Source organism: Salinimicrobium maris, assembly GCF_049680855.1.
Classification (GTDB): Bacteria; Bacteroidota; Bacteroidia; order Flavobacteriales; family Flavobacteriaceae; genus Salinimicrobium.
This window is the reverse complement of the sequence record NZ_JBMPGS010000001.1, coordinates 203,136-221,275: the sequence shown is the minus strand read 5'-3', so window position 1 is coordinate 221,275 and position 18,140 is coordinate 203,136. Positions and strand designations below refer to the sequence as shown.

Sequence of the window (18,140 nt, the reverse complement as noted above, 5' to 3'; positions counted from 1 at the left end):
ATCACACAAAATTTTCCGATATTTGTAACTAAGCGAAAGCGGATGTCTGGTTTCTCTTTACAAGTCACGAAAACGTTTTCAGTTAAAACTCCAATTATGCCATTTTATCATAAACTAGGAAAGATCCCTCCAAAAAGACATACCATTTTTAAAAAACCCGATGGCAGCTTGTATTATGAACAGCTGTTTGGAACTATTGGTTTTGATGGAATGTCTTCTAATATGTACCATGAACAGCGGCCAACGCAGGTGAAGGAAATAAAGGGTAGTTATGATGTACGCCCAAAAATAGCAAAAGAAGACAACATTCAATCTTACAGGTTTAAGGGTTTCCAGGTGAAACCGGAACCTGATTATCTTGAAAGTCGGAAGGTGGTACTCAGCAATTCAGATGTGGATATCGTTCTGGCTGCTCCGCAACAATCTACTACAGAATACTTTTATAAAAATTCAGATTCCGACGAACTGCTATTTGTTCATAAAGGAAGTGGAAAATTAAGGACGCACCTGGGAAATCTGGATTTTAAGTATGGCGATTACTTAGTAATTCCCAGAGGTACCATTTATAAATTGGATTTTGATGATGAGGTGAACCGGTTATTTATCGTAGAATCACGACGACCCATTTACACCCCTAAAAAATACCGCAATTATTTTGGACAGTTGCAGGAACATTCTCCTTTTTCTGAAAGAGATATTCGCCAGCCTTACGAGCTTGAAACCAATAATGAGAACGGTGATTTTCTTATTAAAATCAAGAAAAAAGGAAGGATCTTCGATATGATCTATGCTTCACATCCTTTTGATGTGGTGGGTTATGACGGGTACAATTATCCCTATGCCTTTTCCATACATGACTTTGAACCCATTACAGGAAGAATCCATCAACCGCCACCGGTGCATCAAAATTTTGAAACCGATGCTTTTGTGGTTTGTTCTTTTTGTCCCAGGTTATATGATTATCACCCGGAGAGTATTCCGGCGCCGTATAATCATAGTAATATTGACAGTGATGAGGTGCTTTACTATGTGGATGGCGATTTTATGAGCCGGAATGATATTGAAGCTGGTCATATTTCGCTGCACCCGGCGGGAATTCCGCATGGGCCGCATCCGGGAGCCGTAGAGAGAAGTATAGGTCAAACCAAAACAGAAGAACTGGCGGTCATGGTAGATACTTTTAAACCTTTGATGGTTACCGAGGAAGCCATGAAAATTGCCGATGAAACTTATCACCAGTCCTGGCTGGAGCATTAAAAATTTAAATTAAAATCAATTCCGCAAGGCGGAAAGAAATAAAAATTATGTCAACAGAAAATACAACCGAACTTAAGAAAACAGTACCACAGGCAGAAGACTTTTTGCCATTGCTGGGAACAGATTTTGTAGAACTGTACGTAGGAAATGCCAAGCAGGCAGCCTATTATTATCAACAGGCCTGGGGGTTTCAACCTGTGGCCTATTCAGGTTTGGAAACCGGAAGTAAAGACAGGGTTTCTTACGTGCTTCAGCAGGGTAAAATAAGGCTGGTGCTTACTTCCCCAATCCAGCCTGGCGGCGAGATCAATGCACATATAGACAAGCACGGCGACGGAGTGAAAATTGTTGCCTTGTGGGTGGATGATGCGCGTAAGAGTTATGAAGAAACGACTAAACGTGGGGCAAAATCATACGTAGAACCCTACGAAATTAAAGATGAACACGGGCAGGTAGTTCTTTCAGGAATCCATACGTATGGAGAGACGATACATATGTTTGTGGAGAGAAAGAATTACTCGGGAGCTTTTATGCCTGGGTACAAAGAGTATAAGCCTAATTTCAGCACAAAACCCGTTGGTTTAAAATACATTGACCATATGGTAGGAAACGTAGGCTGGAACGAAATGAACAAATGGTGTGAATTCTATGCTAAAGTTATGGGATTCGCACAGCTGGTCTCTTTTGATGATAAAGATATTTCTACAGATTATACTGCTCTTATGAGTAAGGTAATGAGCAATGGAAATGGAAGAATTAAATTCCCTATCAATGAGCCGGCAACAGGTAAAAAGAAATCTCAGATCGAAGAATACATAGATTTTTACCATGGAGCGGGAGTGCAGCATATTGCTGTAGCTACAGATAATATCATAGAAACAGTAACAAACCTGCGGGATCGCGGAGTTGAATTCTTACATGTTCCCGATACTTATTATGATGATGTTCTTGATCGTGTAGGGGAAATCGATGAGGATCTTGAGCCTTTAAGAGAGCTTGGAGTGTTAATTGACCGTGACGATGAAGGTTATCTTCTGCAAATATTTACGAAACCGGTTCTGGATCGTCCTACTATGTTTTTTGAAATTATTCAGCGAAAAGGTGCTCAATCTTTTGGAAAAGGTAATTTTAAAGCACTTTTTGAAGCTATTGAAAGAGAACAAAATTTACGGGGAACCCTGTAAATTTATGCATTATTGAGAGAATGTATTAACCACAACATCAATATGATGATTTATTGACTAATTTTTAGTTAAAGTAAATTTTTATATTGCAGGTAATGTAGAAATATGAGACTTTTGCACCGCAATTTTGGAGTGGTTACCAGAATTGTAAAATGAAAATTTTTTTTTCATAATTTAAGTTTTAGTTGGTTAATAAGATTAAAAACCCTGTCGTTATTTGACAGGGTTTTTTCTTTTGAATACATTTGGAATAGAAATTGTAATTCTTGAGCAAAGCCCATCTAATCTATAATGAATGAAGAAAATAGTTACAGTTGTTTTGCTCCTTTTAACCTATGTTGGAAGTGCACAATCGCACCAGGCATTTCAGGACGGTGAATGGTTTAGGTTTAGGATACACTATGGAATTTTAGATGCGGGTTATGCCACCCTTGAAGTCAACGAATCAAAGTATAAGAATAATCCTGTATACCATGTGGTAGGAACAGGAAAATCAGCCGGAGCTGTTCACTGGTTTTTTAAGGTAAAGGATAATTACGAATCTTACTTCAATAAATATTCTGGGGCACCTTACAAATTTATCCGGCAAATTGATGAAGGCGGTCACACACGAGACATTGTGATAGATTTTGATCATAAAGACAAAGAGGCGCTGGTTTTTGACAGGAAGCGCAATACCGAAAAAAGATATCCTGTAAAGGATGATGTTCATGATATGCTTTCAGCATTTTATTACCTTCGCAACAATCTTGACGTAGAAGACCTGCAGGAAGGAGATGTTATGGATTTGAACATGTTTTTTGATGATGAAAATTTCGATTTTCAGTTAAGATTTCTGGGGCGGGAGGTAATTGATTCAAAAATTGGGAAAATTACTGCGCTTAAATTTCGACCCTACGTGATGGCGGGAAGGGTTTTTAAAGAAAAAGAAAGCCTTACCATTTGGGTAAGTGACGATGAAAATAGGATGCCCATTAAAATAAAAGCGAAATTAGCAGTTGGCTCTCTTGATGCAGATATTGATGCCTTTAAAGGGCTAAAACATCCTCTTCGGATAATAATGGATTAAAAATGAGGGAAATTAAACCCGAAATTGCTGAGAAAGTTTTTCAGCTGGAAGAGAAGTTCAAAAACTCGGGGCAGGATCTGGGTTCTTATCTTGACGGTTTGCTCTATGATCGCTACCTTACCTATTGGGATTACATCAATCTAGACACGCTTTTAAGCCTTCAAAAACCGCTTACGCATTTTCCTGACGAAGAAATATTCATAGGATATCACCAAATTACCGAGCTTTATTTTAAGCTCGTTATTCATGAGCAGAAACAAATAATTGAAGCCGAAGATCTTACTGCTGAATTTTTTACAGCAAAGTTGCACAGGATCATTCGTTATTTTCGCATTTTGACCGATTCATTTGACGTGATGATACGGGGAATGGAGCGTGAGCAGTTCATCAAATTCCGGATGGCTCTTTTACCTGCGAGTGGATTCCAGTCCGCTCAATTTCGAATGATCGAACTCTTTAGTACACCTCTTCGGAATCTTGTTCATACTGAAGTTCGTGAAGAGCTGGATGAAAATGCAGATGTTGAGAACCTATTTGAAAATATTTACTGGAAAAGAGGCGCTACAGATCTTTCTACGGGAGAGAAGACGCTCACGCTGAAGCAGTTCGAAAAAAGATATACACATCGGTTTCTTAGAATCGCTAAAGAGCACAGGGAAAGTACCCTTTTTCACAAATATGAACAGCTTTCTTCCGAAGATAAAAACAATAAAGAATTAATTGCCGCGTTGCGTAATTTGGACACTGCAGTCAATGTTAACTGGTTGCTTGTACACATTGGCGCTGCGCAAAGATATTTGATAAGCAAAGACAAATCTGTTGCACCGGCGACAGGAGGAACAAACTGGAAAGAATTTTTGCCCCCTAGTTTTCAGCGAATTTCTTTTTTTCCGCAGTTGTGGAGTGAAGATGAATTAAAAACATGGGGTAAAGAATGGGTGGAACAAACATTTAATAATAAAAAATAAAAATAAGTTGAAGAGATTTAGTTACCTGCTAGTAATGTTGTTGGCTTTTACGGCCTGTAGTGATGAAGTGCGAAAAGCTGAAATAGCTGAAATTATTGAAGAAAAACCGGTTCCTGAAATTAAAGAATTTGGATTTTCCCTTAATGATTTTGTGGTCGTGAGGGATACCATTAGACGCGGAGACAGTTTTGGAAATATCCTAATTAGTCATGGAATTGGTCACGGGAAAGTTTTTGAAATCGTGCAGGAAGTAAAAGATGTTTTTGATCCTCGCAGAATTGTTCTTGGCAAACCTTATGTTATTCTGAAGGCGAAAGATTCTGCTCAAACTCCGCAGGCCTTTATTTATGAAAATGATAAAATAGAATATACTGTCGTGAATACCGGAGATAGTATTGCTGCCTACAAGGCAGAAAAGCCGGTGACAATTAAGCAGCGTGCGGTTTCGGGAGTGATTACTTCCAGTCTTTCTGAGGCTGTGGAAAGTGAAGGCCTTAATTTTCTCCTTACACATGAGCTTAGCAATATTTACCAGTGGAGTATAGATTTCTTCAGACTTCAAAAAGGTGACCGTTTCAAACTTGTATTTAATGAGAAGTATATTAATGACACTATTTATGCCGGCATTGAGAATATAGAAGCTTCTGTTTTTGTGCACCAGGATAAACCTTATTATGCTTTTAACTACAAAGCAGATTCTACTGCGCTTGATGGTGATTTTTATGATGAAGAAGCCCGCCCTTTGCAAAGTTTCTTTCTTAAGGCGCCTTTAAACTATAGCAGGATTTCGTCAAGGTTTAGCCCACGCAGGTACCATCCGGTACAAAAGAGATGGAAGGCTCATAAGGGTACAGATTATGCCGCGCCTCATGGTACGCCCATTTGGAGTACTGCCAATGGGGTGGTGATTGCTTCAAGCTATACCGGTGGTAATGGGAACTATGTAAAAATCAAACACAACAATACATATACAACCCAATACCTTCACATGTCGAAACGAGCAGTAAAACAGGGACAGCGTGTGAAGCAGGGAGACATCATTGGATACGTGGGCAGTACAGGGCTGGCTACAGGTCCGCATGTTTGCTATAGATTTTGGGTGAACGGGGTGCAGAGAGATCCATTTCGCCAGAACCTTCCGTCTGCAGAACCTATTGATGATAAGTTAAAGCCATCGTATTTTGCTGCTATTGAGCCACTGAAAGCAGAATTAGGTAAAATCGAATTTAAAAATATATAATCGAATGAAGAATATTAATCCTACCCATACAAACGCCTGGAATAAACTGAAGGAACATTTTAAAACCGCGCAGGATTTCAAAATGAAGGAGCTTTTTGAAAAAGATCCAGGTCGTGCAGAGGATTTCAAGATTCAATGGGAAGATTTTTATGTAGATTTCAGTAAAAATTTAATAGATAAAGATACGCAGTCACACCTGCTTTCTTTAGCTGAAGAAGTGAAGCTGAAAGAGGCAATAGACGCCTATTTTTCAGGAGAAGCGATTAATAGAACCGAAGGTCGTTCTGTGCTTCATACCGCCTTAAGAGAGGAGAAAGATGCGAATGTTGAAGTAGACGGAAAGAATATTATTTCTGAAGTTTATGAGGTAAAAGAAAAAATTGCATCTTTTACAAATGCCGTTGTAGAGGGTAGTCAAAAAGGGTATTCTGGCAAGGCTTTTACAGATGTAGTAAATATTGGGATTGGAGGATCTGACCTTGGTCCTGTAATGATCACCGAAGCACTTGAATATTACAAGAACCACCTGAAGGTTCATTATGTTTCTAATGTAGATGGAGATCACGTGCATCAAACCATCAAAAACCTTAATCCTGAAACTACTTTGTTTGTGGTGGTTTCCAAATCATGGTCTACACAGGAAACTTTATCTAATGCGAGTACTATTAGGGACTGGTTCACAAAAAAAGCTCCGAAAGAGGCTGTTGCAAAGCATTTTGTAGCAGTTTCAAGTAATGTGAAAGCTGTTCTGGAGTTCGGAATTGATAGTGAGAATATTTTCCCTATGTGGGATTGGGTAGGAGGAAGATTTTCTCTTTGGAGTGCAGTTGGTTTATCCATTAGCCTTTCTATAGGTTTCGAAAATTTTGATGCGCTTCTAAAAGGAGCACACGCAATGGATGTTCATTTCAAAGAAAGTTCTTTTGAAAAAAATATCCCTGTTCAAATGGCACTTTTGACTATCTGGTATAATAACTTTTTCAAGGCAGAGTCTGAAGCTGTTATTCCTTACTCCCAGTATCTTCACAGGTTGCCGGCATATCTTCAGCAGGCGATCATGGAAAGTAACGGGAAAAGCGTAGATCGAAACGGAGAAAAAGTAGATTATGAAACCGGAACTTTAATTTGGGGAGAACCGGGAACCAACTCTCAACATGCATTCTTCCAGTTGATTCACCAGGGGACAAAATTGATTCCCGCGGAATTTATTGGCTTCAAAAAGTCCCTTTTTGAAGATGCTAATCACCACAACAAGCTTATGGCAAATTATTTTGCCCAAACTGAAGCATTGTTACAAGGGAAAAGCAGAGATGTTGTAGAGCAGGAGTTAAGATCCAAGAATCTTTCTTCGGAAGAAATTAATTCGCTTGCACCTTTTAAGGTTTTTGAAGGGAATAAACCTACAACCAGCATTCTTATTGATAAGTTAACCCCCGCAAGCTTAGGGAAATTAATTGCTTTATATGAGCACAAAATTTTCGTGCAGGGAGTGATTTGGAATATTTATAGTTATGACCAGTGGGGTGTGGAATTGGGTAAGCAATTGGCAACGAATATCTTGAAAGAAATTGATGGAAATGACGTTGGGCAGCACGATTCTTCTACTTCAAAAATGTTAAAATTTTTCCTAAGCGAAGAGATATAATTTAAGTTTCTAGCCGCACAAGGTTTAAGTTTTTGATTTTTAGTAATTTGCGTGATTTTGAGATAAAGTTGTTAACGAAATCCTTTGAGGAAAAATCTTAACGTTCAGTTAAAGGATGTTTTTCAGGAAATGTGTTCTTTTGCATCAACTTTTAAAACTCAAACTAACAAATTACACAATGAGGAAATTATTAGCAATGGCGTTGTTCTTTGCAACAGCTACAATTTTTGCTCAGGGTACTATTACGGGAACAGTAATAGACGCTCAAATGGATGCTCCCCTTCCTGGTGCCAACGTATCGGTTCAGGGCACCACTACTGGTGGAGTAACAGATTTTGACGGGCAATTCAGTCTGGAAGTTGATCAGGCAACAGGCACAATTGACATCACTTTTCTTGGCTTTGAAAGAAAAAGTATTCCATTTTCAGTAGCAAATGGACAAACAATTGATCTTGGTCGTATTTTACTTGCGCCAGATGCCGACGCTTTGGATGAAGTTGTTATTACTACTTATTCTATTGCAATTGACAGGAAGACTCCTGTAGCAGTTTCAACTATTCAAGCTGAAGCCATCGAAACTAAATTAGGAAACCAGGAGTTTCCTGAAATCCTTAAATCTACTCCGGGTGTCTATGCGACCAAAGGTGGTGGTGGTTTTGGAGATTCAGAAATCAGGTTGAGAGGTTTTGAATCTGAGAATATTGCTGTTTTGATCAATGGTATTCCTGTAAATGACATGGAAAACGGTCGCGTTTACTGGAGTAACTGGGCAGGTCTTTCAGATGTTACAAGATTTATGCAGGTGCAAAGAGGTCTTGGAGCTTCTAAAGTAGCTGTACCTTCTATTGGTGGTACTATTAATATTGTGACCAGAACAACAGACCAGGAAGAAGGTGGGGCTGTTATGTATTCTATAGGTAACGACGGATATGAAAAGGTTTCTGCAACTGTTTCTACCGGAAAAATGGATAATGGTTGGGCTGCAACTGTTTCCGGTGCCAGAACAACAGGAGATGGATATGTGGATGGAACCGAATTTAGTGGTTTCTCCTATTTTGTGAATATAGCTAAAGATTTTTCTGATAGTCACCAATTGTCTTTCACAGCTTTTGGGGCGCAACAACATCACGGGCAACGTCAAAACGCACAGCCTATTGATATCTACAGGATGAGCGAAAGCGGAACCCGTTTTAATGCAGACTGGGGTTATAAAAATGGCGAGGTGATTCATATTGAAGATAACTTCTACCACAAACCACAAATGTCTCTTAACCATTACTGGGATATTTCTGAAGATACTCAATTGTCTACTTCTGTTTACGCTTCCTTTGGAACTGGAGGGGGTGGTGGTTACGGTGGTGTAAACAAGTTTGGACTTGGTACCGCTAATGATCCTTCGCCTTACCGAGATGGATACCTTCAGCCTGTAAATGTAGATCTTATTGTTGACGAGAACGTAGCACAAGGAGCACTTGGATCTGAGACTTATTTAAGGGCTTCAAGAAACAATCACGAATGGTACGGTGTTCTTTCTACCCTTTCATCTGAAATTTTGGAGAACGTAGAATTCACCGGTGGCGTTGACTTTAGATATTACCAGGGAGAACATTATACAGAAGTGACAGATCTTTTGGGAGGACGTTATGTTCTTGATGAAGATGATGAGAACAACCCTTTCAATGCTGCACAGGTTGGAGACATTATTGATTACCACGATATAGGAACAGTACTTTGGGAAGGACTTTTTGCTCAGGCTGAATATTCAGATGATCAATTATCAGCTTTTGTAACAGTAGCTGGTTCTAATACTTCTTATAAAAGAAAAGATTTTTTCAACTATTTAGATTCCGATCCTTTACAGGAAACAGATTATCAACATTTTCTTGGCTACAGTGCAAAAGGTGGTGCTAACTTTAACATTGACAGTAACAATAATGTATTTGCTAACATTGGTTACTTTGAAAAAGCACCTTTCTCTAATGCAGTTTTCTTAAATTTTGCAAATGATTTGAACGAAGATGCTAAGAATCAAAAGATCTTTAGTGCTGAACTTGGATATGGTTATCGAAGCTCAAACTTTAGGGCAGATTTAAACGTGTATAGAACGGTATGGAATGATAAAACCCTCGTTCAAAGATTTCAAAACCCTGATAACACTACAGGGTCTGCAAACATCTTAGGTCTTAATGCACTTCACCAAGGAGTTGAACTTGAGTTTAACTACCGTCCTATGGAAAACCTTACTTTAAATGGTATGGCTTCTGTTGGAGACTGGACCTGGAGAAATGATATTAGAAACGTTGATATCTATGACGAAGAGCAAAACCTTGTAACAACTATTGATCTTTTTATTGAAGGTCTTAAAGTTGGAGGATCTGCACAAACTACTTTTGCTGCAGGTGCAGACTATGAAGTGATGGAAGGAACTCACCTTAGAGCGAACTGGAACTACTTTGATAACCTTTACGGAGAATTTGATCCAGAAACAAGAAGTACGAGTGAACTTGGACAATCCTGGGAACTGCCTGCATATGGTTTAGTAGATTTAGGATTGACACATAAATTCGATCTTGGAGATTTTGAGGCGATGCTTATAGGGAATGTTTATAACATGCTGGATACAGAATACCTTTCTATCGCACGAGGTGGAAGAAATGACGGTGTTTACTATGGTTTCGGAAGAACTTTCAATATTGGAGCCAAAATTAACTTCTAAAAAAACGAAAATGAAAAAGTCCATTTATTTATTAATGATGCTAGTGGGAGCAGCTTTTACGAGTTGTGAGCCCATGGAAGACATCCATGAGGAAGCAGATGCTTCAATAGATGCTATGCCGGTGCAGGGTGTTGAAGAATACGAGTTCACAGATGAGGATTATGAAGCCCTTGAACTTAATTTTGGAAACTTTAGTTCCCTTGAGGATGCAAGAGCAATGATTCCTGGGTTTTTAACGAATAATTTTCCTATATGGGGAGAAGGTTCATTGGCACAGGTAACTTTTGATCTTTACGACCCACTTAGAGTAGAAGATGCTGAGGTGACTGCAGCAGGTTATGAGGCAGTAGGTCTTTCAGAAGATTACTTCTCAAGCATGGGAGAGATTCAAGATTTTCTTGGGTACGAGTTCCCGTTGGCTGAAGAAGGTGATTATGTAGAGCTGACATACCGTATCGTTGCAGATGAGATTATGTATGCTTTTGATAATGACGACTTTGACCTGGTTAAAGAAGAATTGGAAGAAAAGTATGCAGATCAAGCTTCAAGTGCTGCGCAATACAATAATTTTGAAAGAAGGGAAACAAATGATGCTTACTGGAGCAATGAAATGATCCTTGAAGCCATTAACGTTGTTCTATCTGAAAACTATGATGGAGTTGAAGGACAAACCTACAACGTTTCTTATCCAATCTATGATGGAGACTCAGGGTCAGAGAGTATGACTGTTCAGTATGATGGAAATGTTTATATAGCTGTAGACAGTGCGGAATCATACACATTCACCGATGCAGATTATGAAATGGCCGGTACAGAGTATGCAGATGTTTATCCTGCTCCTGCGGCAAACGTTGCTCAATATGGAAGTTTTGCTATTCAGGAAGGTGATAACTACTGGAGCGAAGCAATGCTTCTAGAAGTGATCAATGATGTATTGATGGAACAATACCCTTCAGCGGAAGTTGGAGCTGAGTTCATCGTGGAATTTGACATATACGATGCAGGTGTTTCTACAACTTCAAGAGCTGTTGCTCTAACCGAGGATGGATATGTCTATAACGAAGAGTCTAATACTTCTGTGATTCAGGAAACAAGGGTGTTTGCTTACACAAATTCAATGTGGAATGTTCCTTTCACTCTGGATTCTGAAGCTTATACAGAAATGGGACAAAGCTATTCTAACTTTGGCGATGAGGAAGAAGCAATGTACAAGATTGGTATCTATCTTGGAAGAGAGTTTCCATATGCGCAAGAAGGAGATTTCATGGCTGTAGCTTTTGATCTTTATACAAGCGGCGAAGGAACTTCAACTGAATATGTTAATTACGTTTTGGAAGACGGAGAGTGGAATGCTATTCCAAGCGTTATCGAGCAGACCTTACAGTTTGGTCATGATGGTAATGCCTGGGTAGTTGATAATACCATTACTCATACACTCGCTCCAGGAGACTATGCCTTCATTGGGGAATATTTTTCAGAAATATATCCAGATCCATCATGGAGTGTTGGTAACTATAACAACTTTGACAGAAGACCAGGAAATAGAAACCAGTGGACAGATGAAATGATCCTGGAAGCCATGAGTGCGTTGCTTGATAACAGGTTAGCTCCAAATGCTGAAGAAGGACAGAAATATGTTCTTACTTTTGATATCTATAATGGAACAAATACTACCGAGCAAGTAAGCCTTATAAAAGAAGGTGATGCATGGGTACGTGTTTAGTAAAAACCTATATTGTTGAATGAGCGAAAACCTCTTATCCTGTCCATGGGTAAGAGGTTTTTGTTTAAATTAACCTGGAATTGACACTTTAGAAATAAGTTTTAACAGAAAGAGAAATAAATGAAGAAGGTTTTTTATTTAGCACTTTTAACAATTAGCCTGTTGGGGTGCAGCAAGGATGACGACAGTCGCGATGAACCCATAAATCCAGAGCCAGGAGTGGATGTACCGGTGGCAGTAGATGATGATCTTTCAACTGCTGAGAATTCAGATCTTATCATTGATGCCGACGATCTACTCGACAATGATACTGTCTTTGAATACGCAAGAATTACAGATTTTGATGCAGAGAGTGAAGAAGGCGGTTCTATTGAAGACAATCGTGATGGTACTTACACCTACACACCACCACAGGACTATATGGGTGAAGACTTCTTTTCATACACCATTTGTGACAACGCAGCTACCCGCAATTGTTCAACGGCACAGGTAACCATTGCTATTACCGCAGCTTCGCCTGTTGCTGAAGATGATTCCTACGAAATAAAGGAAGATAATACTTTAACGATCAGGAGTTATCTTGATAACGACCAGCTACTGGACAATGCTGAAGTTGAATCCATAGATATGGAAGGTGCCAGCGGTACCGCTGTTCTGGAAGAAAACGGTAATATTACTTACACTCCTGCCGATGGTTTTGTGGGAGAAGATTCTTTTACTTATACAATTTGTGACGACGATGAAACACCAACCTGTGTAAGTGCCACGATCACTGTAAACGTAGTTGATGAAGGCACTCCCGTAGCTGCCAATGATTCTGTCATTGTTTCTTCGGAAAATACGGGGCTGGTAATAGACGATCTGCTGGAGAACGATAATCCTGTTGATGATGCTGTCATAACTTCTGTGAACGCTTCGGCGACTGCGGGAACCGTTGTTCTTAATGATGACGGAACCGTTACCTATACACCCCAAAATGGCTTTTTAGGAGAAGATTCTTTTGAGTACTCACTCTGTGATGATGACACGCCAAATGCTACATGTGTGACAGCAACGGTTACTGTTACTGTTGTTGATCCCGTTAGTTTTAATATTCCTGCCGATCTTCAGGACTACTACAGGAATTTTGCCTTTTCGACGAATGCTGAAACAAATCTTCAGTACATCAGCGATCTCACTTCAGATAAACACACGGTACTGCTTTCTTATACAGACAGACATGATTATCTTTATGAGGCAGATGCCAGCCTGGAGAATCCGGAAAATGTGGTTTTGATGTATTCCGGAGAGGAAAGATATTGGAGAGAATATACATCGGGTTCTAATGATTATGAAACTCAAACTTTTAATACAGAACATATCTATCCGCAGTCAAGATTAACTTCAGATCTTGCAGTGGCAGATCTCCATCATCTCAGAGTTGCCGATGCCAGCATCAATTCTCTTCGCCTAAATTATCCCTACACCGATGGTAGCGGAAATTACGGCCTGGTAGGAGATGATGAGTGGTATCCCGGTGATGAATGGAAAGGAGATGTCGCGAGGATGATCATGTACCTAAACGTTCGTTACGGGCAGTCCTTCTCCAAAGTGGGAAGTATTGAGCTGTTTTTAAAGTGGAATGCCGAAGATCCTGTTTCAGCTTTTGAACTGCAACGCCAGGAAGTGATTGAAGCCGCACAGGGCAACAGAAATCCTTTTATTGATAATCCATACCTTGCAACCCTTATTTGGGGAGGTGATGCAGCTGAAAACCGCTGGGAATGATATTGATCAGATATTCTAATTTTAATGAACCGCCTCTTTAAAAGGGGCGGTTTTTTTTATGAAAAAAACTACCTTTACGGTAAAATCTACATTTATGTATTCAACTGTATACTTTATTCATTCCTGGTGGGCCTACCTTGTGGTCCTCGTCCTTTTAATAGCTTCTGTAAATGCTCTTATTGGGTGGTTATCAAAAAAGGAGTTTGGAGCCAATGATTTTCGCATCTCATTATTTACTTTAATTACCGCACATATTCAATTGTTGATTGGTATCGTGCTGTATTTTGTAGCACCCTATTTTAATGCCTTTTCAGAAATGGGAATGGGGGAAGTAATGGGCGACAGTACACTGCGACTTTACCTTGTGGAACACCCTTTAATGATGATCATTGCCGTGGTTTTGATTACTATGGGGTATTCTAAGCACAAAGACAAGCTTACTTCAAAAGCAAAATTTAAAACACTTTCCATTTTTTACATTCTGGCGTTGCTATTCGTACTTTCAAGAATTCCCTGGGCCGCCTGGTTTAACTAAAGAACAATTAAACTGAGCATATCAGTTACCTCTTTCAGGAATGGAAGAGGTAATTTTTTTGTCTCTGATGAGGTAAATATACACAGGGAAATGATCTGAATATCCTCCCGTGTAGCCACCATATCCAAAGCTTCGGAAGGGATAACCCTTGTATTGTCCTGTAGAAGTGGTGAGATATGTTGCATTTCCAACGCCTGCTTTAAAAAACCTGTAGGTTTCATAATCATCTTTCAGGAAAGGCTGTGATATAAGTATTTGATCAAACAGGTTCCAGCCATCTCTGTAGGCAGAACTGCCTATTCCCCTGGAGAAAATGGCAGCCATGGGATTATACATTTCTTTTAAATTCACATCTCCAATGCTCATTTTTGCTCTCAGTGTTTTCTTAAGGCTTTTATCAGTTGGATCGTCATTAAAGTCACCCATAGAGATTATTTTTGCGTAGGGATCTTTGCGTTGCAGGGAATCTATGATCTTAAGATTCAGTTTTGCTGCTTCAATTCTTTTAGGACTACTTGCTGCGGTACCGCCACTTCTTGAAGGCCAGTGGTTGACAATTAAATGTATTTCTTCTCCTTCTAAAAGTCCGGTGACCACCAGTTGATCTCTTGTGTATACCCTTTTTCCGTCCTCAAAAATGAAAAGTTCATGTGCTTTGGAATGAAGCGGGGAAAAGGCATTTTTGAGATATAAGAGCGCTACATCAATTCCCCGCCTGTCAGGCGAATCATAATGTACGATGCCGTAGTTGAAATCTTTTAGATGTGGCTCATTAATGAGGTCTTCCAGTACTTTTCTGTTTTCCACCTCACAGACTCCCAGTAGCACAGGCGGATTTCTAACCATGTTTGAACCTATATTACGTATTGCAAAAGCCATTTTTTGAAGCTTATCCCTGTAGATCTCTTCTGTCCAGTTGTCTTTTCCCTGTGGCGTACGATCATCATCATAGGTTACAGGATCATCTTCTGTATCGTACAAATTTTCAAGGTTGTAAAAAGCTATTGTCTGAATCTGAAAATCTTTTTTTTCCTGTGAAAATACCGAAAGTTTAAACAAGAAAAGCAGCAAAAATACACCGCAGGTCTGGCATGGCTTCATTAGATGCAAGTTTCTGAAAATTAGATAAATAAAATACTGAGGGAGCGTCAAAGATATCATTTAAATGTGTATGTTTGGCGGAATTTTTTCGCCCCCTGCACTTTAGACTTTGTATTGAAAATGAATAATCTAAAAACTAAGGGGATCCTTCTTTTATTTACTTTTTTTACTATGCTGTTGCAGGCTCAGGAGCCGGCAGTAACCGGAATAGTAATAAATGCAGCAACCAATGCTCCTATTGAAAATGTAACTGTTTCCCTTCAGGGAGAAATACTCAGCGTTACATCTTCTAATGGTGAATTCACTCTTTTTCACCCTCTTCCCGTTGGAGAACAGGTTATCAACTTTGAGAAACCGGGATACATTGGCCAAAGATTCACAGTGGTCATCGAAGAAGTTGCTGTAAAAGAATTAGGGGTGGTTCTTTTAAGACCTGATTTGCTTCAGGATCAACAACAGGCGAGTTTCATAAGCCTTGCAGATGATGAACTGGATGAAGAGGAAGGAGGTTTTGATAATGTATCCGGACTGCTACAGGCAACCAGGGATGTTTTTTTAAATGCTGCGGCCTACGATTTCAGCGCTTCTTTTTTTCGGCCACGAGGCTTTGACAGTGAACACGGCAAAGTTTTGATTAATGGTATTGAAATGAATAAGCTTTACAACGGCCGGCCGCAATGGAGCAATTGGGGCGGATTAAATGATGTACAGCGCAACCAGGTTTTTTCTATGGGTCTTAGCCCTTCTGAAGTCAGCTTTGGCGGGCTGGCCGGGACAACGAACATCATCATGCGCGCCTCAGAATACACCAAAGGCGGGAAAGTTTCCTATGCGACATCCAATCGTACCTATTCTGGTCGGGTCATGGGCAGTTACAGTTCCGGGTTAAACCTTCACGGCTGGGCATATACTTTTTCTGTTTCACGTCGTTTTGCTGAAGAAAGCTTCAGGGAAGGCACCACCTATGAAAGCAATGGAATTTTTGCTTCGGTAGAAAAGAAAATCAACGGTTCTCACAGCCTGAATTTCAGCGGAATTTATACTCCCTTGAGAAGAGGGAAAACTTCACCGGCCACTTCCGAAGTTTATAATTTAAAAGGTATCCGCTACAATTCTTACTGGGGTAACCAGGATGGAGAAATCAGGAATTCAAGAATGAGTAAGGTTGAAGAGCCGGTTTTAATGCTTAATCATTTTTGGCAGTTGAACAGGAACAGCAAACTAAATACGAATGTTGGCTATCAATTCGGAAGGATTGGAAACAGCCGTTTAGATTATGGAGGAAGTACAGTTTATTCCGAAGATGGACTGGATATTTTTCTTGGTGGTGGCAGCAACCCAGATCCTGCCTACTATCAGAAGCTACCTTCTTATTTTCTGAGAATACCTGTCGAACCTGATTATAGAGAGGCTTACCTGGCACAGCAGGAATTCCAGCAAGATGGGCAAATAGACTGGGCGAGCATGTATTCAGCAAATCTACTTAATACGGCTGCGGGCGGCAACGCTGTTTATATGCTGTATGAAGACAGGAATGATGATAAAATCTTTAGTGCAAACACCATTTTTGAGAGTCAGGTAGACCCAAACATCCTGCTCCATGCCTCTGTGGGATATAGAAATATGGAAAGTGAGAATTTCGCTGCCATACTCGATCTTTTAGGCGGAAATGCATTTCTGGATGTAGATTCTTTTTCTGAAGGAGCTCAGGCCCAGAGTGATTTGCGGCAACCAAACCGGCTGGCGGTGGAGGGAGACAAGATCAAATATCATTTCAGGTTTTTAGCAGAAGTCTTTGATGCTTTTACCCAGGCGCAATTCAACTATAAAAAATATGTTTTTTTCATGGCACTCAAAGGATCTCAGACTCAATATTTGCGGGAAGGATTCTTTCAAAATGGCAATTTTCCTGATAATTCTTTGGGGAAAAGCAGTATCCTCTCTTTTACAGATTATGGAGCAAAATCAGGGTTGTTGTATAAAATTACAGGCAGGCATTTGCTGGGAATTAATGGAGGCTATTATACAAAAGCACCAAACCTGCGGAATTCCTTTTCAAATTCCCGACAAAACAATGACGTGGTTACAGGACTGCAAAGTGAAAAGATAGCGGCTGCAGATGCAAGTTATATCTATCGTTCTCCTATTGTCAAAACAAGGCTAACGGGATATTTCGCCCAGGTAACCGATGCCACCGAAATTTCCTTTTACTATGCCGATGGGATCTCGGGACTCGGAAGAAATACCACGACTGCCTTTGTACAGGAGGTTTTAAACGGGATCGAAAAAAGGCATTTTGGAATGGAATTCGGTTTGGAAGCACAGGTGACTTCCACCATCAAATTAAAGGGAGCAGCCGGGCTGGGAGAATATTTCTACAGCAATAATCCGAAGCTTTATCTTACTTCCGATGATTTTGATGAAGTACTTGACATGGGCACTTCACACCTAAAGAATTACAAAATAGCCGGTGGGCCACAGCGGGCTTATCAGTTGGGTTTTGAATATCGTGATCCGGAATTCTGGTTTGTATCAGCCAGTGCAAATCATTTTTCAAATGCATTTCTTGATGTGGCACCTCTCACGCGAACTTATAATTTCTCGACAGATGCAGATGGGCTTCCGCTTTTAAACTACGACGAAACAATCGCAAGAGAATTACTTAAACAGGAGCAATTTGATCCCTACTTTCTCCTGAATATGACCGGCGGAAAAACCTGGCGAGTGAGCAAATATTATGTAGGTGTTTTCGCCAGTGTGAATAACCTTTTGAATACGATTTATAAAACCGGCGGTTACGAACAGTCAAGAAACGCCAACTATACAACCATGAAAGCCGATTTTGAAAGGCACCAGCCCATTTTTGGGCCAAAGTACTGGTACGGCTATGGAACCACCTATTATTCTCATGTTTACGTAAGATTTTAATTTATTT

At 39.9% G+C, this 18,140-nt stretch carries 12 protein-coding genes; 11 read left to right on the top strand and 1 reads right to left on the bottom strand.

Features of this window, described 5'->3' with window-relative positions; genetic code table 11:
* Positions 1-96: 96 nt before the first annotated feature.
* The 10 genes from ACOV1Q_RS01075 to ACOV1Q_RS01030 all read left to right on the top strand — a co-directional run bounded on the left by ACOV1Q_RS01075 (position 97) and on the right by ACOV1Q_RS01030 (position 14,104).
* On the top strand, positions 97-1,257 hold the full coding sequence (locus tag ACOV1Q_RS01075) for a homogentisate 1,2-dioxygenase (RefSeq protein WP_424492584.1): 1,161 nt from the start codon (positions 97-99) through the stop codon (positions 1,255-1,257).
* Positions 1,258-1,304: 47 nt separating this feature from the next.
* A complete protein-coding gene (gene hppD / locus ACOV1Q_RS01070) occupies positions 1,305-2,441 on the top strand; it encodes a 4-hydroxyphenylpyruvate dioxygenase (RefSeq protein WP_424492583.1) in 1,137 nt (378 codons plus the stop codon).
* 295 nt (positions 2,442-2,736) lie between these two features.
* Complete coding sequence (locus ACOV1Q_RS01065) at positions 2,737-3,510, top strand: DUF3108 domain-containing protein (RefSeq protein ID WP_424492582.1); 774 nt, start codon at positions 2,737-2,739, stop codon at positions 3,508-3,510.
* Positions 3,511-3,512: 2 nt separating this feature from the next.
* Positions 3,513-4,478, top strand: coding sequence for a tryptophan 2,3-dioxygenase family protein (locus tag ACOV1Q_RS01060; RefSeq protein ID WP_424492581.1), 966 nt, complete (start codon positions 3,513-3,515; stop codon positions 4,476-4,478).
* Between the two features lie 7 nt (positions 4,479-4,485).
* A complete protein-coding gene (locus ACOV1Q_RS01055; protein WP_424492580.1) occupies positions 4,486-5,718 on the top strand; it encodes a M23 family metallopeptidase in 1,233 nt (410 codons plus the stop codon).
* Positions 5,719-5,722: 4 nt separating this feature from the next.
* Positions 5,723-7,363 (top strand): glucose-6-phosphate isomerase, encoded by a 1,641-nt coding sequence (pgi, locus tag ACOV1Q_RS01050; protein ID WP_424492579.1) that lies wholly within the window; start codon positions 5,723-5,725, stop codon positions 7,361-7,363.
* A 178-nt stretch (positions 7,364-7,541) separates the two neighbouring features.
* Positions 7,542-10,079: a TonB-dependent receptor gene (locus tag ACOV1Q_RS01045; protein WP_424492578.1), complete on the top strand. Its 2,538-nt coding sequence runs from the start codon at positions 7,542-7,544 to the stop codon at positions 10,077-10,079.
* A gap of 10 nt (positions 10,080-10,089) precedes the next feature.
* A complete protein-coding gene (locus ACOV1Q_RS01040; RefSeq protein WP_424492577.1) occupies positions 10,090-11,802 on the top strand; it encodes a hypothetical protein in 1,713 nt (570 codons plus the stop codon).
* Positions 11,803-11,922: 120 nt separating this feature from the next.
* Complete coding sequence (locus ACOV1Q_RS01035) at positions 11,923-13,569, top strand: Ig-like domain-containing protein (protein ID WP_424492576.1); 1,647 nt, start codon at positions 11,923-11,925, stop codon at positions 13,567-13,569.
* A gap of 94 nt (positions 13,570-13,663) precedes the next feature.
* Positions 13,664-14,104 carry a hypothetical protein gene (locus ACOV1Q_RS01030; protein WP_424492575.1) on the top strand — a complete coding sequence of 147 codons (441 nt, stop codon included), beginning with the start codon at positions 13,664-13,666 and terminating at the stop codon, positions 14,102-14,104.
* 21 nt (positions 14,105-14,125) lie between these two features.
* Here the strand turns inward: ACOV1Q_RS01030 and ACOV1Q_RS01025 are convergent, their stop codons facing one another.
* Complete coding sequence (locus tag ACOV1Q_RS01025; protein WP_424492574.1) at positions 14,126-15,205, bottom strand: endonuclease/exonuclease/phosphatase family protein; 1,080 nt, start codon at positions 15,203-15,205, stop codon at positions 14,126-14,128.
* Between the two features lie 120 nt (positions 15,206-15,325).
* Between ACOV1Q_RS01025 and ACOV1Q_RS01020 the strand changes: the two genes are divergently transcribed.
* Positions 15,326-18,133: a TonB-dependent receptor gene (locus ACOV1Q_RS01020; protein WP_424492573.1), complete on the top strand. Its 2,808-nt coding sequence runs from the start codon at positions 15,326-15,328 to the stop codon at positions 18,131-18,133.
* Positions 18,134-18,140 lie beyond the last annotated feature (7 nt).